The organism is Desulfobulbus rhabdoformis, from assembly GCF_016919065.1.
GTDB classification, from domain to species: Bacteria; Desulfobacterota; Desulfobulbia; order Desulfobulbales; family Desulfobulbaceae; genus Desulfobulbus; species Desulfobulbus rhabdoformis.
Genome location: NZ_JAFFQA010000034.1, coordinates 34943 through 56713 on the forward strand (window position 1 = coordinate 34943; position 21771 = coordinate 56713).

Below are 21771 nucleotides of genomic sequence, written 5' to 3' on the forward strand. Positions count from 1 at the left end.
ATTCTCAACTAATCGGCCATTCCACCTCTAACCGGCTGATTACATTCGTTCCTCCACATAAGACCATGCTATCGGATTTTCCGAGATGGTCAAGGAAGACTTGTATTTCATAGGAGCGAGTACCTGCATTACAGAGAATAATCCAGGTTTTGCCGGTAGGAATTTCCTCGTGCCGTTCCCGCACCTGACCATACTCAAGGGCAAACCATTTATCGGCACCGTATTTTTCGACGTAGGGCTGCGACTCCAGAGGATGGCGTACATCAAGAACGGCCCAATCAGGCTCAATGCTCATGTCCGTCATCCACTCAAAGAAGCGGTCAAGATCAACCCGCCGCAGTCGATTGTCGCACATGTTCTCGGCCGCGTAAGCGGCCGCATTGATCGAGTCGATCGCCGAGGAGAAGGGGGGCGCATAGGCCATTTCCACCAGGCCAAAATCTTCAATGGTACCGCCTTTGGCAATGAGAGCGGCAGCAGTATCCACCCGGACCGAAATGGAATCATTCATCATACCAAAGGCTTGCAGCCCCAGAACCCGGCGGGTTTTGCGATCAAAGACCAGTTGCATGATCACCACTGACTGATCCGGAAAAAAATGCGCCCGGTCCGGGGGCGATGTCAGCGCATAGTCTGCATCAAAGCCCTCGGCCAGGGCAGCTTCGTAGCTCAGACCGGTCGCCCCGATACAACGCTCAAACCCTTTCATGATAAAGGAACCAAGCACACCTTTAAAAGTTGTGGGAATGCCTGCCAGATTATCGCCAACAACCCTGCCCTCACGGTTGGCAAGTGAGCCCAGTGGCGCCAGCATTTCCTTGCCAGTGATCAGGTTGGTCAGGGCCACACAGTCACCGGCTGCATAAATTTCCGGATCAGAGGTCTGCATCCGTTGATTGACCTTGATACCGCCAAAGGCGGTCACATCAAGCCCGGCCTCTCTGGCCAGTTCACTGCGTGGGCGCACGCCCACAGCCATAACAACCAGATCCGCCTCCAGGGTCCGCTGTGTGGTCTTGACACCACAGACCTTGCCCTCATCGTTACCCAGGAGTTCGGTCGCGGATTCCTGCGTATACACCGGAATATTATTTTCCTTGAGGTGTTTTTTCATCATATCGGCCATATGGCGATCAACAATGCGAGGGAGCAGCTGGGGAGCAAGCTCCAGAAGCACGGTTTCCACGCCCCAGAGATCGGTCAAGGCCTCTGCCATTTCGATACCGATGGCCCCCCCGCCAATCACCACGGCCTTGCTGACCTGGCCCTTGGCAATACGTGATTTAATTTCAATGGCCTTGTGCAGATTGGCAATAGAAAAAACACCATCCAGATCCGCACCGGGGATGGGCAGGTCAAAGGGCTTAGCACCGGTGGCCAGCATCAGCTTATCGTAGGGAAGATCCTGTTTTTCACCACTGTCCAGATTCTCCACCTGCACGGTCTTGGCCTTACGATCAATGGACAAAGCGCGGGTGCGAGTCATGGTCTTGATGCCTTTGGAGCCCTCAAAATAATTCTCGTCGCGGACCACATGAAAACTGGTCGCTCGGAGCTCACTTTCATCGGAAACATCACCACTCACATAATAGGGAATTCCGCAGCCGCCATAGGAAATCAGGCTGTCCTGATCAACCATGGTTACATCCCAGTCCGGCTGCAGACGCATCAGTCTGCAGGCTGCTTTGGGGCCTGCGGCAACGGCACCGACAATAACGACTTTTTTGCTCATGCTTTCTCCTCCTCAAAAGGTCAAAGGGTATTTTGTGCAACATTCGTTGCGCCATATTATGTACAATCTGGATCAGTGACGGCGGCTCTTCGCTCACCGACGTATCTGTTTCAATGCGCAATTTAATTTGGGCATATACTCGTTGTTCAGTTTCACCGATTTCACGGATTCAGGATTTATTGCGCTGGCTCCTCTGGCTCACTGCTGCTGAGCGGCTTTGGCAAGGAAGCTGTAATCTGCGCGGCCAATCCCTGAAAAAATTCCTGAGGGTGAAAAATGGGTCGGGACTGGGTGCCGGAAATTTCGGCGATTGCAGAAAACTGGCCCAAAGCAGAGATCCCCGCATGTTTAAGAAGCGGTTGAGTCACCGGCAGCTTGACCGCATAGCCGATCCTGCCGTTTCGGCGTTTACTCCCTGTGATCACCAGATCTGCCGAACCACTGCGCAAACGGAGCGGCGCACAAGTCATGGACCCATTCCACCCCTCACAGACAAGCTCTCGTTCCAGAAAGTGAAGGGAGGACGTGCCAAGACCTGCTGTGTCGAGCAACTGTTTCAATGCGCCTACGGCGTGAGGATGCGCCTGGTGCAGATCCAGAATCAGGTTAAAATCAGGTCGACGTCCGGCTTTATTCAGCGGCAGGGAAAAACGCTTCACTCGCAGCCCAACTCGTCCCGTTGCGGTCAACAGGGTCCCAAAAGGGGCTAATTGAGCTAAAAATCCATCGACGACCTCACGCGTCAGAGGAAGCTGTTCAAGCAGCTGAGTGCCTTCTGGTATTGTGAGTATGTACCCATCACCATCCTGGTGCCACTCCCCCCGGAAAAAAACCCGCTCAGGCCTGCTGCCCTCTCGCACCTGGGCCCGCAGGATCGAGCGGTTAAGTTCTACAGCCAGGATTGCCTCTCCCCCCCTTACTCCCAAAGAGCCCAGACCGTGCACTGGCAGCTCACCACTGAGGGTGAGCTGGTTCAGCTCTAAGGGGAGATGAAGCGGCAGGCTCACAAGAATACTGCCCGCATCGATCTGGGCGAGATCCACCTGGCTGGAAATAAGTGTATCAAGGAGCCTGGCTGTCCATTCCTCCGTGGGGTGAAGTTCTCCGTGGAGTTCAAGGAGCGTGGGCACGCGCCCATAATGGGCCAGGCCCGCGCCGTTAAAGGTTCCTCTGGTGCTTTGCAATTTCAATGCAGTAACGGTATAGCTCCGTTCTCGGGCTGCTCGCGGTTCTAATGTGCATGCAAGATGCACCTCAGGCTCCACGAGTACAGATTCCTTATCTTGCTCTACCTGGAATTTTTTGAGAGACAGCGTAACTTCGGTGGTCTGTGGGAGCTCTCCTTTTCTCGCTTGAACAATAACCGAACCTTTTGCCCTGCCATGCACCGTCGCGCTTGCATCCAGCCAGCCCTGCTGTCGCCACCAAGGCGTCAGCAGGGACACATCACTGACTGCGTGCAGGCTCAGCCGGGAAGCCTTGTTGCTGCCGGTCAACAGGCCCAGATCAGCTGTCATTTGAGGAGATCGTAGGCGAAGGTGGTTGAGATCAAGCCGCAAAGGCCAGAGGTTCAGGGAGCAATAATCGGGAGGAGGCTGGCTGGGGAACAGCTCTTTGTGAACGACCTGCAATGGCCCCAGGTGCATTGTCCCCAGGTACAGTGGGGTTTGCTCTCGACTCAGCGCTACGTGTTGAGCCCCAAATAACCGCAGCCCATCTTTCACCAAGGCGAAATGGTCGATATGCCCTGTCACCTCATGCAGGTGCACCGTATTTTTGAGCCACCTGCCCTCAGACTGCGCCTCAAGCCTTCCCTCCAGCCTGATGGCACGCTGTTGCCCAGTCCAGGCCTCCACAACCGACTGGACCCGGGCAAGATTCATGCTCATATCAAGCTGGCAGCCCCCCTTGTCCTTTTGAGGGCTGACCAATGAATTTTCCTGGCCCTGACGAAGGGTAAGGGAGAAGGCTCCTGGCCATCCCTTGACCTTAAGTTCCCCTGCAAACAGATCCTGCCAATGGGTGTAGCCGGGGGCTCCGCTCAGCTGCGCCTGCACAGTCAACGCATGCTGCGGCATGAGCGGCTGATCATGCAGTTTCAACTCAAAATTTTCTATCTGCAGATCGCTGCTTCGTGCAATCAAGCCTGTTGGCATACGCTGCGAGGCCATGGAAAGCGTGAGCTGTCCGCGGGCATGCAGGGGAAGAGCAAAGAGCTTGTCAAGCTCGCTAAAAAAACCATCAAGATCGGCAGATGCTCGCAACCGAAAATTTTTCGCCTCGCCCTCCCCTTTGATCTCTAAAAAAGGTGCGCGCAATGCAAGTGCGCGAAGTTGCACTTCAGGGGGGAGAACCAGAGCCTGCAATTGCAGGGACAGAGGCTCTTCCCAGCGATAAACCTGCGCATCCTGAGTCAATTCGAGTTTTCTGGTTTCACATGTCGCCTGCAACTCAATCTGGCTCGGTTTCCCCTGTGCCTGAAAAGAAAAATTCAAGGATCCCTTATCAACCCGGGTGGCCTGATGAATAGCAAGCAGATGGGGAAGCGCCGCGCTTAGAAGTGGGAGTTCCGCCCTTCCCTGACCACGCAGGTCAACATGCTGCTGATCAAGGATTCCCTTGGCTGTAAAACTCAATGGCTTTGAGGTCAGATCTAACCTGGAGAGATGCCAACCGCTAAACGGATGTCGCTTTCCTGCAAAAACAAGTTGAGCCCGCTTGAAACGAGGCTGATCTTTTTCTAAAACCCCGCCACTGAGTTCAAGAGACTCCAGCAGTGCCTCTCCCTTGATATCAAGGTCCTTGATGCCAGCCATATACAGGGTACCTTCACCGTTCAGGGTGCCGTGCCCTTGCGGGACCCTGGGAAAAAGACCGGCAAGCACGGAAAGGATGGGCTCGATCTCCATGGCGTGCACGCTCACGGTGGACTGGGAAACCAGAGAGCTGAAAAACGGTTGCCCGGCAATGGGCAGATTGAGAAACCCTTCTGCATGAAACTCACCTCCGGTTTGATCCCCTTGAAAGGTGAGGCGATAATTGACTGTCCCTGCAGCTAAATCACCATCCAGACTCAAATCCTGCGCTAAAATCTGGGTAATATTTCCTGGATGTTCATCCGAACGAACCACTCCCCCATCTATCCGCAAGCGAACGCTGCGCTGTTCCCACCAGGAAATTGGTATCTGCTGTGCCTCCTTCGCCGAACTATCCTTTTTCAGGAGATCTTTTTCGGGTTGGTAGACAGTAGGTTGCGCAATGGAAAGGATCGGCTGCGCAAGCGTCACCTCGCCAAAATATCCGGGTGCAATCAGCAGGGTGGACAAACCTTTATCGGTACTGATCTCAGGTAAAGACAGATGCAGCCCCATCCGCGGATTATCGTACTCAACATTTCTGCAGGAAAGCCCGTTCAACCATGCAAGCGAACAGCTCTCCACCTGTAATGTTCCAGGAATAGACGAAGAGAGTGCTGTATGTAACAAGGGAAAAATAGAGGGGATTGAGAGGATCGTGGGAAGCAAACAGATAAGCGCAATAACCGCTGCAACAGCAGCCGAGCTGATGAGGCGCCTGCGGAGTTTCAAGATCTTTCCCCCAAGTGGACGGCAACGAATGATAAATAGTGGAGACTAAAGAAGTAACTTGCCTCGAAAGACTGGCCTTGTCAACCCTGTATTGCACAGGGGGAGAGGGAATCCAGAGAAATTTCCCGGTACCACATAGGTGTGGTGGTTCGGAAAGGGAAAAAATAGGGAATGCAAGCACTCAGGGAGAGCGAAAAAGCTGCCCCTGACGAATCAATTCCGTCAACTCTTCCATTTTTTTCTGATAGCAGTCCGGGCAGATACCATGGCTCAAATCAGTCCCCAGGACCTGATGGAGGAAGTGTTCTATTGTGACCCAGTCCTTTGATTTTCGCCCATCTTGATCCATTGAACGAATTTTTTTGCAGTCTGAGCAAATAGAGAGGATCGGTGCATCCGGTTTTCGGTTTGCGCGGCGCTCTGCCCTTACCAGCAGACAGGTTGCAACCCGCTCGGCCATCTCCTCAAAGTCGTAGGGCTTGATCAGGTAATCATCAGCCCCCAGTCGCAAGGCGCCGATAGCCGCTTCAAGCTCCCGGTGCCCGGTGAGGATAAAAACCGCACACTCCGGGTTTTGCTCCTTTGCCCGACGGAGCACCTCCAGCCCGTTGATCCCCTCCATGACCAGGTCCGTGATAATGAGGTCATATTTGCGATCAAAAAGCGCAAGCGCCTCTTCTCCGCTAGCCACGGCATCAACACCATAGCCCTGCTCCAGAAGATCGAGACGAAGCGTTTCTCTGATCAGTTCTTCATCATCAACTATGAGGACAATTTCCTGCGCCAAGACCCCACCTTTATCAATGTGTTTGCTCGGTTGGCAAAGTAATAACCAAAGCCCCTATCCCTTGCACGGGGTCAATCGCCTGCATGGAAGCACCGTGCAACTCCACAATAGAATGGACGATTGCGATATCACTGTCAAAAGGAAGTTGGGTGCTAAAGAGTTGGCTAAAGAGCTCTGTCAACTGTTCATGGCGATGGGGGATGACCTGACATTGTATGACAAGACGTACGTTATTGAAACGGGGAACACATTGCAGGGTGATCTCCCCCTCGGCTTCAACCAACGCCTGACCAATTGTTAGAAAAAGATGAAGCAGCATCTGCTTAACCTGCTGCTCATTTCCATACACATGCACAGAATCCTGTACCTGAGGGGGATGCACCTGCAGGCCCAAGAGCTTCAACTGTTTTTGCATCAAACGCAGGACAAAACTCAGGGTTTCCAGCAAATCAAACGTTTCATTTTTCTGGGAATTCTCCCCCATAAACCACTGGATATCTTTGAGCACTGCTTTCATCCGCCCACATTGCTCCAGCGCCAGCCTGAGCAAATACGAATCGTGTTCATTCAGAGAAGCATTGCGGGACATCCGCTCAAGAAATGCGTTTACACCGCAAAGTGGATTATTAAGTTCATGGGCCAGAGAAGCAGACAGCGATCCCATGAGCCGAGCTTTTTCACGCTCAACGCTTTCTAAAAAAACGACCTCGTGCGTTCCACAGGGACAAGCATCATCCCTTGAACTGCTTTGCCAATCATTTTCTTCAGTCACACTGCCTCACGACCACAGAGAATCAGTATACAATCGCATACCAAATATTGTATTTTGTTATAGATTACGTCAGCTATAGCAACTTTACCGATGAACAGCATTAAAAAAAATACGTACTTACACAGCCCCCATCTCGTCTGTGTTGAGAGCTTGCAGGAGCAAAGCCAGACACCAAATGCGTGGTTGAATGCTCACGGATTCAGGAAAAATATATGTGGAAAAAGATTATCAGTACAGACGATTTGCAGGCAGCCTGCAAATCGACCATGATCCCAACCCTTGGCATAGAGTTTACAGCCATCGGAGATACCTACCTTGAGGCCAGGATGCCGGTGGATGAGCGCACCATGCAGCCCATGGGTTCCCTCCACGGAGGGGCCTCGGCCGCATTGGCAGAAACTGTGGGCAATGCCGCAGCCTACCTCTGTGTAGAAGAAGGGGTACTCTGTGTCGGCCTGGAAATAAATGCCAATCACATTCGCCCGGTCGGGCGGGGATGGGTTACCGCCCGGGCAACCAACCTCCATTTAGGGCGCACAACCCAGGTATGGGAAATAAAAATTTTAGACGAAAAGGGACAACTGGTTTGCGTGGCTCGTTTGACCGTGGCGGTCATCAAGGCGGAGAGAGACATGCGCAGTTTTCCCTAAACTCTAGCGGGCTGGGGAAGGGTTTCCATCTCTTCCCCCACCAAGTCCCCCAAACACAAGAGAGCCAACACCTGTACTCCCAAATTTTTTCAGGAGTACAGGATCCAAAACCTCCCGCTACCGCTGGGCACTGGTCATATCGCGCAGGGTATCTGCAATACCGCGTGTGTTATTGGCTGTATCCTCGGTTTTCTCACTGGTTCCCTTGATCGTCTCCAACAGCGATGACAGGTTGCCCACGCTCTCGTTTTGCGACTCAATTTTTCCGGCAACCTCACCGATCTCGTTGGCCAGATTGGTAATCTGCTGGCTGATCTCCAAGGCGTTGGTCCGTGAACGTTCGGCCAGGCTGCGAACCTCATCGGCGACAACAGCAAAGCCGCGCCCACTCTCCCCGGCCCTTGCCGCCTCAATGGTGGCATTGAGCGCCAGGAGGTTGGTCTGGTCTGAGATTTCCTCAATAATCTCGACTACACTTTGAATCTTGCGGCTGGCCTCAGCCAGCTCACGGGTACTGGCAGCCGTCTGGCTGGCCTGGGTTGCAAGCTCGGTAAACTGACCGCCGAGTTGATCAATGGTTTGGACCTGCTCTCCAATATGATCGACCAATCCATCCATGGAACTGTTGAGATCATTGGCAGACTCTTCAATCTGGCTGGCCATTATCTGGCGCTGATTTTCAGCCTCGTAAAGCGTTTGTCCCAGATCGTTCAGTCCGTCGAACATCTGGGTCATGGTGCGGTCAACTCCAGAGGCCTCTAGTTGCGCATCGTAATTTTTTTGTTTGAAGTCCTGAATCTGACTCACGATAATCTGGGAAAGACCGCTGAGCTTGGCCACATGGCGAGCCAGGAAAAAGGATTTGAAGTTGCCGTAATGGATCACGAAATTATCCACAAAATCATCATGAAATTTCTGTCCGGGCTCCACATGAAAGAAGAAGACGGCGGTCAGGGTCTGATTGAGATTAAGCCCCAGGATCTCGCCAAAGGTTGAAAACCCCGCAATGGCCGTTCCCTGCAGCACCTTTCCCATACCGGATAATTCACCTTCATTGCACAACCGCCTGAGAATACAGTCATTGAGCATACCGGCAATGGGAGGACCAGGTTTCCCTTCCATAAATTTCTTAAAATCTGCGGCTGAGTTATCTACCAGTCCGGTCCGACGAACCATCAGCAGTTCATCACCGGCAGCGATATCACAGTAAAAATGAACCTGCTGGGCCTCAAGGTCAATCTGTGAGATCGAGCGAACCAACATTTCATTGCCCACACGAATGGCAAAGGAATACTCGGCAAGCTTCTGCTCCAGGTTGTCCGGCGCGCACTGCAAGGTTTCACAAAGTGCATCAATCAGGGTGACGATTCTTCCCTGCGGGTTGAGCACCTGGCTGACATAACGCTGCTCAACCGAGGCGGAAAGGATGGGGAACTTATGGCTGGTGGGCTGAAAGTTCTGTGATTTCATCACCCCAAAACGAACATTGGGCGCCGTCTTGATAAAGGCGATCAGGGCATGGTTTTCATACTTCTTTTGGCCGTCATGGAGCCAGGTGTGCTGAAAGTCAAGTTTACCACCGGCCGATCCGCCGACAAAGAGGCAGGGAAAACACCCCGAATCATACAGGGCTTCCATGAAAAAGGATTCAGAAGCGGATAAACCGTCAAAAAGGATATAGGCAAAGGTGTCACGGAAATCGATGTCAAAAGGTACGCGGAGCCCCTGGATATTTCTTTTCAGGTTGGCAATGCGCTCTTCAAGGCTTGTAGAGACAACGCCTCGACGAAGATCTTCACAGCCCAGAGGTACACCGACAACCGCCGCCTGACGGATAACCGAGCCGTCATAGCACTGCACCACAACCCTATCCCATTGCGTTCCGGTCTGGCAATACAGTCCCCCCTGGCTGGCATACAACTCCCCGGCAGTGGAACAAAGACTCATCGCCACGCCTGGAAACCGCTTGCTTATCTGCGCGGCGACTTTGTCAATATCAACATGGGGAGAAACATATGCCGTTATAAAGGTGGGGCTCAGCGTCAGACTAGCGAGCTGCCCAGCAAGCTTTCCGGTTGAACTCTCGAGAACAACACACCCCTGTGCCAAACGAGTGCTCCCTTTACGTTTCCTGCTCCATCCCAAAAAGTTCATCCTCACCCCTCTGTGCAATAGTATCCCGTGAAGTCCAGGAGGACGATCTAAGCAGGCGGCCCCCTGTAAATCCCATGATGACATCTAAGACAAGGTCGAAAAGGCACGAGGTCAACGGTGCCGTTTCTCTCTAATTCAGGCTATCGTTTTGCCTGGGCAATTGCAAAAAAAGAGGTGAAAAAACAGGTGAAACAAGAAGATTTCTCAGCGACAAACAAAATTTTGTTACAGAAGCGTGATGGACTCCGTCATTTGAGTCAAAATGACCTGTACGCCCCACCTTATTCCGCCCGGATGAAGACGATGAGGGGGACAGGGAAAAATGAAAAAGCCGAAAAGGTAGCTTTTCTCCTCTTCGGCTTTGTGTCCCCCAACAGGACAGGTTTTGGCAACCTTATTTAGGGTGTCTTGAAAAATTAGATTTTTCAATCAAGGCCAAGGATTGCGCAAAATTTTACCGCAGGCATATATTTGATATTCCGAGGATAAAATTTTAAGCGTGACGCAGGGATTGGAAGAAAAAGCAATTATTCAAGATTCCCTTTAGTAAAAAAGCATCAGCATCATCGTCAGCACCACAAGGAAGATGATTGTCATGCCGGTACCGGTTTTGACATAATCCATAGTTTGATATCCCCCCGGTCGCATGACCAGGGCATTGACCTGATGGGTGGGCAGGACAAAGGTGTTGGAGGCTGAGATGGCTACCACCATGGCCGCAAGCCGTGGATCGACGCCCATTTCAAAGGCCATGGTCATGGCAAGGGGGACCAGCAGCACCGTGGCTCCCACATTGGAGACAACCAAGGTAAAAAAGGAGGTGAGCAGGCCAATAATCAAAAGGAACAGGACCTCTGGCACGGTTCCCACTACATGCATGATCGAGGTTGCCATCCACTCAGCCGCACCGGTCTTTTGAAAGGCGAGCCCCAGGGGGATCAACCCTCCGAGTAAAAAGACGGTCATCCAGTCAATGGATTTATACGCTTCGTCAATGGTAAGCACACGGGTCAGGATCATCCCTAACGCACCAGTGAGCAGGCAGACCGAAAGCGAAACATTTATCGGCATCCCCAGTGCCGTGGAAACAGGTTTGAGCCAGAGAATCATGGCGATGGTACACACCAGCAAGCCAAAAGCATGTTTGGCTTTATCTTCCCGCACCTCCTCCCCTTTAATCTCGTTGGTAAAGGCAAAATAGTCCTTTTGCGCCAGGCTTAAAAACTTATTCCAGCGGCCAAACATCAACAGGGCGTCACCGGGTTTGATGACCTCAAGTGTTATCTGGTTAAACTGGCAGATCCCTTCACGACAAAGCACCACGGGCACGATGCCGTTTTGCTTGCGGAAACGTAGCTCGCGCATATTTTTTCCCGCCAAGTAGGACCGGGGTGTAACGATTCCCTCGACCATTCCGGCATTGTTAGGAGAGAAATCCTCAGCAAAGACATTAAGCTCACCTTTGAACACCCATCCGAGATCTTTGGTACACTGACGAACATGGACCTCATTCCCGACCAGGGCTAGAGTTTCCCCTGAATGGATCAATTCCCAGCGAGTGGGTGCATAGTTTTTTATCTTTTTCTCCGGCGAGTAGACACCGGCTATGGTCACATGGTAGCGATCTCGCACATGCAGTTCCTGCAAGGTGAATGATCCGAAATCATGAGGAATTTCTATTTCAAAGACACCGGCTATCTCCTGGTACGTATCGGCCAGGGAGGCGGGCATGATTTTATTCTGCCCCTGAGAATCGCCTTTGGCGGGAATGACAAAGCGGCCAAAGACAACAAAATAGAGGACGGCAGCCAGGACCAGAGCAAGCCCGATGGGTGTTTGAGTGAACATCCCCAAGGGCTGTATAGTCGTCTCGAAGAGTCCCAGTCCATTGGCCTGGGCAATGAGGTCATTGAGCAAAATGGTCGGACTTGCCCCAACCAAAGTGATTGTGCCACCGATGATGGCGCAGTAGGCCATGGGCATGAGAATTTTTGAGGCCGGGATCCCAGTTTGGCGGGCAATCCGACGGACTGCCGGAAGAAACAGGGCTGCCGCACCGATGTTCTGCATAAAGCTGGAGATAAAGGCAACCGTCACCGATATAAAAATAACGATCTTATTTTCTGATTTTCCTGCTCGACGCAAAATTTGCCGTGCCAAAATATTCATGCAGCCGGTCTTATCAAGCCCCGCTCCGATAATGACCACGGCAATAATGGCCACAACCGCATTACTTGAGAGACCACTTATGGCCTCCTGCGGAGTGACCAGCCCCAAGAGGGGGAGGATAACCATCATCAGCAGCCCAACAACATCCACCCGAACCCACTCGAAAACAAAGAGTAAAATCACGAAAAACAATACGGCAAATACCAGTCCCATTTCCAGGGTGAAGATAATGTCAGCCGGCTTGGGCAATGCTCCGGCAAAAGCACCACAGGGCCCAACAAGGCTGATACATACGGCGATGAGTAGGCCTCCCAGGATATTGCGCATATCTCTCCTCTCTTGTATTTCCTGATTCATGCTCTCTGCCAAATGACTCTCGAATCTCTTGCGCTCTACTCTTTCTCTATCACCTCTGGACCTCTGGTTAACGCAACCCCACGAGATCCAGGTTAAAACCATGTATTCAAGATGCTCTGTCGACAAAAATATTCCCTGAATCCGTGAGCATTCATCAGTGCGCCAGTTTCGTTGTTTGTGACATGCCGATTAAAATAAACTTTATCGGTATGTTGCAGGCAATGAAGGTGGCGTGCTAATGGATGCCCCAAAGGGCGGCGGGTGCAACTGAACAATACATGAATTTGTAAAAATACGTCGTCTTATTAAAAAGATGCGTTGTTCAGTAACCACCCGCCGTCACGGATTCGGGTATACGACACGAATATCTTACTAGTAGGTGTATCACCATTTACCCAGGAATTCGAAACAGTTTTTCCTATACTTTAGTTCAAGAGCAGTGAAAGGTACTAAATCCAGGAACAATGATATGTGAAACAAGCGCGCCCCAAAAAATAGAAGGCCCGTGAATACGGGCCCAGACTAGGATGCAAAGATGATAAGTAACGATAAAAAAACGTTTACCCAGCGTTGTTAGAAACCATGGCGTAAAACTTTGGAGGCATACATCCCGGCAAGAAACTTACGAATAGAAGGCTCAAGGTTGAGGAACTGGAGTCCAGCAGTATACCCATGTTCTCCAGAACGCACATGACGCACCTGAGCGCTGGCGACAAAATGTTTTGTCCCCAGCATCATACCAACCTTGAGATTTTGGTACTCATCAAGCCGATTTTTCAAATCCAGCCCCATACCGCCTTCACCTAAATCACGCAGAGAAGCCTTGTAGGTGCCGTTGGCGCTGGCCACTTTGACCTCAATATGACTGGTTCCATAGAGGTTGACCATGTCGGTCCTGGTCATTCTTTTGTGGAGCCGTTGCCCATCGCGACAGTCCGGGATGTAATCCCATTCCATTTCCAAGCCTTCCAGATTTGGGACATCGCCCCATTCATTTTTCACCATGGACGCCTCCACACAACGGCTATGCCGATACTCGATCGACACCCGAATTTCGGAATTGATTGACCAGCTTACACGAAAAAAAGCTTACTTAAATAGCTTAGCTATGAAACAAACAGGAGGCAAGGAGAGCAAAGAAAATTTTGAAAAAAGAATCTTTAATCCCCAGCTTAAGGCCTCTCGGACCTCCACGCATTTCTCTTTCCACACGTGGGTTCAGGCAACACCATAAACCAAGCATTCGTCTCCCTTTCAAACAGACAAGGGGAATTATTCTTGACACGGTAACGCCCACTCAAGACAATACAAAGAAGTCGTATTGGCAAGCATCCTCCAATGCGTGAGGGGAAAACGCGCGGTAGAAAACCGACATGTCAGGTCGAACCGTAACAACCATCGCCAACCGCTTTCACAAATTTAGACCATTCTTAACCCCATGTTAATACGACGTAAATATATCGGTTGTACTCTTTAAACCTGCAGAGTGTACTTGCTCCCGGTTTTTCGTCCACCTGCTTCAAGAACCCGCTGCAACAGAAATGTTCCATGCCGCCAGCAGTCACCAACAGCATGGTCACAGGAGGTATCACAATCGCAGTAGTTCCTCTCTAGCGAGAGAAGGATACTCTTCAAAAACCCCAGCAAATGGAGAGACATGCCAACAACAACCCTGCCCCCCGGTCAACACCAAGCAGCAACATCTACCTTCACCCGTCTTCGTCTCCCCCATGCAACCCTTTTTGCCGAAAGAGTGCACCGCTGCCAGACTCTGGCGCAAGCCCTCCCCTTTGCAGACCGGCTCAAATTTTGTGCAGTACTGGCAAGACAGCAGGATCTGGAATTCCAGCGTTTTCCCACACTTCCTCTGCCGGATTCGGACTTTCTTCAGCACTGCCAAAGATATGAAGTTCCACCGCTTTCCCCTGCGGCCTGGCCACCTCATCCTCATTGGCAGGAACTGGTGCATCGCCTGATTAGAGCTGCGACTCCCGCACTCTCCTTAGAAGTCCAACAGGCCCTGCAGCGCTGTCCCACAACAGACCCGTCCTGGCTGGACATTCAAAAAAACCATCTCTTCAGCGGCAACACCCAACTCATCTCCGGCGTGATCATTCCCTTCATCAGTGGAGCACTCCAGGTTCAATGGAGTTCGCTGGCCGCCCGCCTCTCTCCGGCCTCCCTGCAACACCCAACCCCGAAGTCCCGTTGCCCGGTTTGTGGAAGCCTTCCATTGGTGGCCACCCTCAATCCGAAAGGAGCCAAACTCAACCAACGTGTTCTGCACTGCTCCCTGTGCAGCAGCTCCTGGCTGATGGATAAATACCAATGCAGCAATTGCGGGAGCGATAAAAAGCTTGCCATACAAGAGAGCACTACACAACCTCATGTTCAGGCCGAAGTCTGTCACCTGTGCATGAGTTATCTCAAACGAATCACAATGCAACAGACAGCAGAAGCCGAGCCCGTGGCCGATGACCTGGCTTCGCTGGAACTGGACCAAGCCATGGCGGCAAAGGATTTGAGGAAGGCCGGAGTCAATTTCCTTTTTCTCTCTGAATCATTCAGCAGGGACTCTTCTTCGGCATGTTGTTTGTCCTGAAGATACACCATCGGGCATTTGCACAAGCTGCTATTCTCCCTGTGCAGGAAGACAGTTGCTTGTAAGCATTTCGAATGCCAAATCTTGCCCCCATGGAAAGAGAAAAAAATACACAGGGAAACATATATAAAATCAACAAGATAACAACAGCCAAGCCTTATTACCAACTCAAAGGCGAGAGTTCTTCAGGGAGTACGGGGCAAAAAGAACGGGCAAAGTGTCTCTCCTTTGCCACAGATGCAAGAGGGGGCGAGAACCTTGTACCAGTGACAGCGGTTGGCCACGGAACAACGTATTTTACCGAATCAGTAAAGGTTTTCAGAAAATTTGGTTTTGTTCAGGGTCCCCCGTCGCCCTTTGGGAAACTCATCAACATCTCATCTTCATTGCTCGTAACAACCCGATAAAGAGTTCTTTAATCGGGTTGGCCCAAACACAACGAAGCTGCCCCACCGATGAACGCCCATAGATTCGGGGCAAACCGGAGAGATTGTCTGCCCCAGCGGACAGAAGGGCCACAGGCATCACAGACAAATATTGGCTATCTTCTGGATACATTCCTGCGTATTATTTCTGATGTTGTTCACCAGTGTTGACACTGCATAGGAGGCAAGGGCCTCCTCGGGACAGGGCCGTAAAAGCTGTAAGAGTGTCTTTTTCTCACTCGAACCGCTAAGCCAGAGAGGAATATCTTTTGGCGATAGAATCACCGGCATGCGTTCGTGCAAAGGAGCTATGGTTTTATTGGCCGTGGTCGTAATAATGGTACAGGAATCGATTATTTCACAGTGTTCGCTCTCCCAGGAGTCCCACAGCCCGGCAAAGGCGAACCGTTCAGCCTCGGTGGGATGAATATAGTAGGGTTGCTTGCCTCCTGGATGCTTTTGCCACTCATAATAGCCGTTGGCAGGAATGATACAGCGGCGATAACGAAACGGACCACGAAAGGATGGCTTTGTTTCAAGGCCCTCTGCCCGGGCATTGATCAAGTTAAATTTAGTCCTTTTACTCTTGGACCAGCTGGGAAGTAGCCCCCAACGCAAAGGGGCCCAGGCAAAGCGCCCTGGGCCAGAGAGACGAATCAAAGCCGGAATGTTTTGGCCTGGAGCGATATTATAACTCTCATACTGAGGTGCCGGTGGAATGCTTAAGGATTCATAGCCAAATGAGCCGTTACCGAAATAGGCAAATCGTCCACACATCTTGCAATTACTCTTCCTGAAAGATCTCGACCCGATTTCGGCCAAAATCCTTGGCCAGGTACAGGGCTTTATCTGCGTGTTTCAGGGCTGTGTCGATCCCGATCGATACCAGATCCGCTTCTGCAAGCCCGATACTGGCTGTTATATGAACCGGTTCCGCTCCATCCTCTGAAAAATCAAGAGAAGCCACAGTGGTAAGGATACGTTGTGCGGCAATTTCCCCCTGACCCAGGGAGGTTTCCGGCATCAGCAGGACAAACTCTTCCCCACCGTAGCGGGCAAAGATATCTATCTCCCTGATAGTTTGGTGACAAGCCCGTGCGATTTCCTGCAAAACCTTATCACCGAAATCATGGCCATAGGTATCATTGATCAGTTTGAAATGATCGAGATCAATCATCAAAAAAACCGCACCCTGCTTTGTCCGAGACGCTCTTTTTGCCTCCTTTGTAGCCAGCTCAAAAAAACTTCTTCGGTTATAGGCCTGGGTCAGTTCGTCGATGGTCGCCAGTTCACGCAAACGCCTTGCCTTATCTAAAAGTGCTGAGGCAGACCTGGCCATGGCGGATATCTCGTCATTGCCCTCAAGCGGCAAAGTCCACTCCCCCTTTTCTACCGAATCTCCACTCATTGCCTTGCTGATCATGCTCAGACGTCCACCAAAACCTCGGATAACAATAATAAAGTAGAGTAGGCACAAAACAACGATCGAAAGCAGTCCAAACAGCAGTTTTACGCGTGTTGCCCCTTCGATCTCAGAGATGACCAGTCTTGAGTTCACCTTGTATTGCTCAAAAACATTTTCAACGTAGGTTTCGGTCAACCGTTCGAGACGCCTGGAGAGCTCATCAAGTTCATTGAGCAGAATGTTCAGATTGGCCAGTGCATCGAGCACCTGTTCTTTTGCCACGAATAAGGCCTCAAGCCCGCCCGTCAATCCCTCAAAATAAGAGTAAAAATTGGGAACTTCTGCAGAATGTGCACGATCCTGGCTTGCTCCCCCCTTCAGCAAAGAGCGAAGGTGAGCATGATGTGATTCCACCTCCGAAATTGTTCTGCCCCGCCCTACCCCCTCTACAATGAGTGACATCTCCTGCAACACGGAGGGGTACGGGAGAGAAATTTCGCCCTCAGCGAAAGAGGCACCTTGCACCTGGAGCACTTTTTTCAGTGCATCAACGGCTTTTTGTACCTGCGCTTCTTGCTGCGTGATGTTCAACTCGAGTTGAAAGACGATAGCGGCATGGCTGCGAATTGCCTGGCTCGCCAGGTTCAAAGAGAGGATATCGACAAAGTTCCCCTCCTGAGACAGGGTCACGGTCAAAGATTCCACATCCTCAAGGGTTGCACGAAGCTCAGAGTAGTGACTTTGAAGGCTGTCGTGCATGTCGTGCTGGGTGAACTCATGGGAAAAAAGGCCCAGCTGATAGATCGCTTTTTCAAGGGTTCTGGCCATGTGTATTCTGGGCAGTGTTCCTTGCACAAAAAACTTTGTTGTCCCTAGAAATCTGCTGGAAAGAAGGACGGAGAAAATTTGACCGCCGAGAATTATACCAACCATGGCAAACAGCAGGATGGAAAACTTTGCCTGTATGGAATACAATCCTGAAGAAATCATTTTCACACTTCTCTTCCCCAGATTCGCAGATAGATTTTGCGGTAGCCATTGTCTGGCTCGAAGAAATCGAGCATCTTCTTTTGCCGATCAATGTTTTCCCTGGTGATCAGCACGGGCGGCGCGATGAAGCCACTGGGCTCCTTCCCCTGAAGGACCCTGTTCAGCTCATCAACGCACTGCCAGCCGTGAAAAAGCAACGGCTCTGGCACGGTGGCTGTCTGGTATATATTTTTGCGAATACGAATAAATGCGGAGGCGCTACCATCACCGGCAGAAATGTTGTATGGAGGGTCGCAGGGACCATGCCCAAGCATTGCCAGAATGGAAGCAGCATGGTCAAAATAAAGATCGTTAATTGCGAGAGTATACTGCCACCGCTTTCCGTACTGACGCATGAGCCGCTTGACGACCCCAGGCATCTCTTCACCAACCGTTTCCAGAGACAGGTCAACAACTTCCAGCAGGGTACACTGGCCACACTCGGCTAATCTTTCGGCCATAGCCTCTGATTTTTTCAGAGCGATACCAAAACGGCTATCGGTAAACAGAACCACACCTGCCTTACCTTGTGCATGTTCCACGACATAGCTCGCTGCTGCCTGAGCAACCAGCCCTGGATCTGTGGCAACATCCCATCGAACCCAGCTCTGACCAGCTTTACAATCGGCCGCCGAATGCCAACCAATCATGGGTATTGAGGCAGAGTGAAGCTGCTCAATATATAAAAGGTTTTTTTGAGCATCAACCCCGCCAAGAATGACACCGTCTGGAGAAAGCTCCCGGGCTCTTTTGAAGATCTGCTGCCTGCGTTCATCCCTCCCGCCAATATCCAGAAAGTGCACCTTCCAGCCCATGGCAGCAGCGGCTTCCCGAACACCGACCCCCACGCCGAGAACACCGCCATTGCGCAAGTCTTCGGCAATGAACACAACAGATTGATTATCCAAGGCCGGAGGTCCTGTTTGCGGGAGCCTCCAGTGCGCAGTTGCCTTTTTGGCAGATGCTTCAGAGCGGCACGATGGCAATGAGGTCTCCGCAAGAAGCCCCCCATGCATGACGAAAAAGAAGAGAAGGAAGGGCCACAGGGCACCCAGAACCCAGACGAATCGCCTCATCGTCATGTTCCTCCCTCGCTGAAAGAATATTCATCTTCGACTTAGGGGTGTCTTGAATAATTAGATTTTTCAATCAAGGTCAGGTAAGCGCGAGACTCCGCGAGATTGGCAGAAAAAGCAATTATTCAAGATTCCCTCAGAACAATCCCTTTTATTATAGCGAAAGCCCAAAGGGGTTAACAGCGATTATCAGGACTGTTTATTTCTTCGAGGGGCAGTTTTGGTGGTGAGATGTTGAAAGAAAAACAGCAGAAGCCCAAATGTGGCAGCCCGTTGGCTTCATGATCCCGAGTACTGAAAAATCCTGTCCTGGACAAACAGGTAAAGATTGTCTTGAAAAACATAGATAAAAAAAGAATCCGGCTTGTCCTCCAGTGGGTGCCCGCCCTCCCATTCGACCTCTTTTCTGGCAAGGGCCATGGTCATGGTGTTAAGTTTACACGTCTCAAGGTTCAGCCTCTTCAGATACCCTTTTGAGACTGGCTGGCTTCCGACGGCACGGGTACTCTCGTATCCAAGGGCTGAATAGCTGACCAGAGCCCCCCTGTAGGGGTGCATCCGCTACTTATGGCAAATTGTTCGAACCACACTTCAGGTAGACGTCAGCATGGGAAATTGGCCCATACTGCGGGCGGCGAACTTTTTAATTCCATAAGCTTCGGATGCTCCCCCCCTGTAGTACCGAATATCAGACCCCAGCTCTTCGGGCAGGGTGAACCGTCGCTCAAGCTTCCAAGATTCATGATCGTCATAAAAACCATAAGCACATAGTTTCTATTTTTTCCTGCCAGAACCATCAGCTGTCTCTTATGAACAAAAACACATGCAACCTGATAGCTAGTGTCCAGTGAAGAAAGATCCGTCATACCTCCTTCATACAAAAAAAGGAGGGCAGATGGATTGCGTATTTTTTTATGTGTTTTTGCAATCAGTTCCAGCCTCCCTTTTCTGAAAAAACTTTGCTGGAGATTTCTAAGGTACGAATTCCTTTTTAACAGCGGCCCCAAGCTTCTCTAATGTATATGGTTTCTTGATATACTGGCCTGCACCTAGCCTCTGAGCTTCTCTGACACGCTCAGTCTCAGAAAAACCGCTTGCAATGATTGCTTTTTGTCCTGGACGCACTTCAAGGATCTTCTTGTATGTTTCCAGACCATCTATCCCCGGCTCCATAATCATATCGAGTAGAATAAGGTCTGCGCTTTTATCTTTCAGATATTTGATCGCTTCTTCACCAGATGATGCCGTATCGGCAGTGTAACCTAATTTGGTCAACATACAGTGTGCCAGCTCTCTTTGCTCTTTTAAGTCATCAACGACTAAAATCGACTTTCCATCACCCATATATTCTGCAATGGAGAGGGAGGACTTCTCTTGAGCTACTCTTTCACGGGTGGCTGGAAAATAAAGCGTTATTTTTGTTCCTTTTCCTTCTGTACTTTCAATATCAATGTACCCTTTATGATCCTTGACAGTGCTCCACACAACAGACATGCCTAGTCCCGTCCCACTTTTTCCCATCGTTTTTTTGGTAAAAAAAGGCTCAAATATTTTTTCCATATCTTCAGAAGAAATACCAATGCCTGTATCGGAGACTGCCAAGGCAACATATTCACCTTCTTCGATACTATCATAACCACTTATTGGCCTATCAATATAGCGGTTTTCCGTGGAGAGAATAATAGTTCCCTCATTTGGAATAGCCTCTACTGCATTGATTACCAAATTCATAATTACTTTGGATAGATGAACAGTTGAACAACGGGTGTTTAAAAGATTTACATCAAGATTGATTTTTACATCAATCTGGGGGTGATAAAATTTTAGTTTCTCATATTCAGGACTTTCTAAATATTCGGAAATTATCCTGTTTATGTTAGCCACCACTGGGGTGGCAATTCCCATCCTGGTTAAAGTCAACAAATCTTGCACAATCGAGGCGGCTTTGACTCCTGAATCACGCATGGCGATAATTGGTTTTATCAATGGACTGTCTTTTGGGATCTGCATCAAAAGAATATCAGGGTAGCCTACAATTCCAGAAAGAATATTATTAAGATCATGGGCTACCCCCCCTGCCAAAGTGCCTATCGCTTCCATCTTCTGAGATCGTTGGAGCTGGGCTTCAAGCTTTTTTTGTGCAGTAATATCGCGAAGAAAATTGAGAGTAGCTGGCCTGTTCTCCCAATCGAGAAGAACCGTGTTGACCTCAACCCACAATCGCGCATCTGTTTTGCTTATAATCTGAAAGGAACAGCTACTTGCAGCTTTTTCGCCTCTTAATCTTCTTTTGTACCATTCAAGAACCAATTCACGGTCATCCTGGTAAATGAGTCCCTCAAAAGATATTTGAGCCATTTCTTCTGCTGAATAGCCGATGATATTTTCGGTTTTGGGATTTGAGAATTTGATTACTTCATCCTGAACAATAAATATTGCATCGTTAGCATTATCCACCAAGAGGCGATATTTTTCTTCATTATCATGAATTTGTTTTTCTACTTTTTGTTTTCTATTGAACAATAGAAATAATCAGTATGCCTAGGCTAACGAACAAAAACACAACCATTAAGCGAGATACAATCTGATAGGGAGAAACCTTTAACAAAATCAGCACTTCCCGTTATCCCGTAATGCCCTGTTTTTATGGGGTACGAGGGAATTGGGTTTCGTAAACTTTTAGAGAACATGCTTGGTTCCAAAACGGCTGCTCTCCGAGCGCCTCGGCAACGAGCTTAGACGCGATTAACTCATCAAAAATAAACGAAAAATTAATCAGGAGTAGCGTATTTTTTTCTTGACAAAGCCTTGAAGGTAAAAATCGATTTTTTCATGGAATTACAACTAATTACACGGAGAATCGATTATGCAGTCACTGAAAATTTTCTCGATCAAGGCCTTACAACTGGTTGCACCGACGAACGGAAGAGCCGTGAACAAAACACTCCACGTGGACGCATTAATTCAAGCTATCAAAGCTGATTTTGGCAAACTTACCGATCATCGGGCCCAAAATGCCAAGATTG

At 50.1% G+C, this 21771-nt stretch carries 15 protein-coding genes; 3 read left to right on the forward strand and 12 right to left on the reverse strand.

Annotation, left to right across the window (positions count from 1 at the left end):
- Nucleotides 1-4: 4 nt before the first annotated feature.
- The 4 genes from JWJ90_RS16415 to JWJ90_RS16430 all read right to left on the reverse strand — a co-directional run bounded on the left by JWJ90_RS16415 (nt 5) and on the right by JWJ90_RS16430 (nt 6878).
- Nucleotides 5-1732 carry an FAD-dependent oxidoreductase gene (locus JWJ90_RS16415; RefSeq protein WP_205228296.1) on the reverse strand — a complete coding sequence of 576 codons (1728 nt, stop codon included), beginning with the start codon at nt 1730-1732 and terminating at the stop codon, nt 5-7.
- Between the two features lie 176 nt (nt 1733-1908).
- Nucleotides 1909-5319 carry a translocation/assembly module TamB domain-containing protein gene (locus JWJ90_RS16420; protein WP_205228297.1) on the reverse strand — a complete coding sequence of 1137 codons (3411 nt, stop codon included), beginning with the start codon at nt 5317-5319 and terminating at the stop codon, nt 1909-1911.
- 181 nt (nt 5320-5500) lie between these two features.
- Nucleotides 5501-6106 (reverse strand): response regulator, encoded by a 606-nt coding sequence (locus tag JWJ90_RS16425; protein WP_205228298.1) that lies wholly within the window; start codon nt 6104-6106, stop codon nt 5501-5503.
- Between the two features lie 13 nt (nt 6107-6119).
- Entirely contained in the window at nt 6120-6878 is a 759-nt protein-coding gene (locus tag JWJ90_RS16430; RefSeq protein ID WP_205228299.1) for a histidine kinase dimerization/phospho-acceptor domain-containing protein, read from the reverse strand.
- 212 nt (nt 6879-7090) lie between these two features.
- Here JWJ90_RS16430 and JWJ90_RS16435 point away from each other — a divergent pair, with 212 nt between their 5' ends.
- Nucleotides 7091-7528 (forward strand): hotdog fold thioesterase, encoded by a 438-nt coding sequence (locus JWJ90_RS16435; RefSeq protein WP_205228300.1) that lies wholly within the window; start codon nt 7091-7093, stop codon nt 7526-7528.
- A 117-nt stretch (nt 7529-7645) separates the two neighbouring features.
- Here the strand turns inward: JWJ90_RS16435 and JWJ90_RS16440 are convergent, their stop codons facing one another.
- Nucleotides 7646-9682: a methyl-accepting chemotaxis protein gene (locus JWJ90_RS16440; protein WP_240194993.1), complete on the reverse strand. Its 2037-nt coding sequence runs from the start codon at nt 9680-9682 to the stop codon at nt 7646-7648.
- Between the two features lie 186 nt (nt 9683-9868).
- Between JWJ90_RS16440 and JWJ90_RS16445 the strand changes: the two genes are divergently transcribed.
- Nucleotides 9869-10084 (forward strand): hypothetical protein, encoded by a 216-nt coding sequence (locus JWJ90_RS16445; RefSeq protein ID WP_205228302.1) that lies wholly within the window; start codon nt 9869-9871, stop codon nt 10082-10084.
- Between the two features lie 141 nt (nt 10085-10225).
- On the opposite strand, the gene JWJ90_RS16450 is transcribed toward JWJ90_RS16445, so the two are convergent.
- Both JWJ90_RS16450 and JWJ90_RS16455 read right to left on the reverse strand, forming a co-directional pair.
- The gene (locus JWJ90_RS16450; RefSeq protein WP_240194994.1) at nt 10226-12178 is read right to left on the reverse strand and encodes an SLC13 family permease; all 1953 of its coding nucleotides are present in this window, start codon (nt 12176-12178) and stop codon (nt 10226-10228) included.
- Between the two features lie 603 nt (nt 12179-12781).
- Entirely contained in the window at nt 12782-13213 is a 432-nt protein-coding gene (locus JWJ90_RS16455) for a PilZ domain-containing protein (RefSeq protein ID WP_205228303.1), read from the reverse strand.
- 652 nt (nt 13214-13865) lie between these two features.
- Between JWJ90_RS16455 and fdhE the strand changes: the two genes are divergently transcribed.
- Nucleotides 13866-14810, forward strand: coding sequence for a formate dehydrogenase accessory protein FdhE (gene fdhE, locus JWJ90_RS16460; RefSeq protein ID WP_205228304.1), 945 nt, complete (start codon nt 13866-13868; stop codon nt 14808-14810).
- A gap of 524 nt (nt 14811-15334) precedes the next feature.
- Here the strand turns inward: fdhE and JWJ90_RS16465 are convergent.
- The 5 genes from JWJ90_RS16465 to JWJ90_RS16485 all read right to left on the reverse strand — a co-directional run bounded on the left by JWJ90_RS16465 (nt 15335) and on the right by JWJ90_RS16485 (nt 21268).
- Complete coding sequence (locus tag JWJ90_RS16465) at nt 15335-16012, reverse strand: SOS response-associated peptidase (protein WP_205228305.1); 678 nt, start codon at nt 16010-16012, stop codon at nt 15335-15337.
- 7 nt (nt 16013-16019) lie between these two features.
- Entirely contained in the window at nt 16020-17468 is a 1449-nt protein-coding gene (locus JWJ90_RS16470) for a GGDEF domain-containing protein (RefSeq protein WP_205228306.1), read from the reverse strand.
- Nucleotides 17469-17632: 164 nt separating this feature from the next.
- Nucleotides 17633-18751: a substrate-binding domain-containing protein gene (locus tag JWJ90_RS16475; protein ID WP_205228307.1), complete on the reverse strand. Its 1119-nt coding sequence runs from the start codon at nt 18749-18751 to the stop codon at nt 17633-17635.
- 273 nt (nt 18752-19024) lie between these two features.
- A complete protein-coding gene (locus JWJ90_RS16480; RefSeq protein ID WP_205228308.1) occupies nt 19025-19303 on the reverse strand; it encodes a hypothetical protein in 279 nt (92 codons plus the stop codon).
- Between the two features lie 414 nt (nt 19304-19717).
- On the reverse strand, nt 19718-21268 hold the full coding sequence (locus tag JWJ90_RS16485) for a hybrid sensor histidine kinase/response regulator (RefSeq protein WP_205228309.1): 1551 nt from the start codon (nt 21266-21268) through the stop codon (nt 19718-19720).
- Nucleotides 21269-21771: the final 503 nt, after the last annotated feature.

Bases quoted from the DNA above. Each gene is read 5' to 3' on its own strand.
- JWJ90_RS16480 (WP_205228308.1), bottom strand. From the start codon at position 19,303: ATGCACCCCTACAGGGGGGCTCTGGTCAGCTATTCAGCCCTTGGATAC.
- JWJ90_RS16475 (WP_205228307.1), bottom strand. From the start codon at position 18,751: ATGACGATGAGGCGATTCGTCTGGGTTCTGGGTGCCCTGTGGCCCTTC.
- JWJ90_RS16470 (WP_205228306.1), bottom strand. From the start codon at position 17,468: ATGGCCAGAACCCTTGAAAAAGCGATCTATCAGCTGGGCCTTTTTTCC.
- JWJ90_RS16435 (WP_205228300.1), top strand. From the start codon at position 7,091: ATGTGGAAAAAGATTATCAGTACAGACGATTTGCAGGCAGCCTGCAAA.
- JWJ90_RS16450 (WP_240194994.1), bottom strand. From the start codon at position 12,178: ATGCGCAATATCCTGGGAGGCCTACTCATCGCCGTATGTATCAGCCTT.
- JWJ90_RS16465 (WP_205228305.1), bottom strand. From the start codon at position 16,012: ATGTGTGGACGATTTGCCTATTTCGGTAACGGCTCATTTGGCTATGAA.
- JWJ90_RS16455 (WP_205228303.1), bottom strand. From the start codon at position 13,213: ATGGTGAAAAATGAATGGGGCGATGTCCCAAATCTGGAAGGCTTGGAA.
- JWJ90_RS16440 (WP_240194993.1), bottom strand. From the start codon at position 9,682: ATGAACTTTTTGGGATGGAGCAGGAAACGTAAAGGGAGCACTCGTTTG.
- fdhE (WP_205228304.1), top strand. From the start codon at position 13,866: ATGCCAACAACAACCCTGCCCCCCGGTCAACACCAAGCAGCAACATCT.
- JWJ90_RS16415 (WP_205228296.1), bottom strand. From the start codon at position 1,732: ATGAGCAAAAAAGTCGTTATTGTCGGTGCCGTTGCCGCAGGCCCCAAA.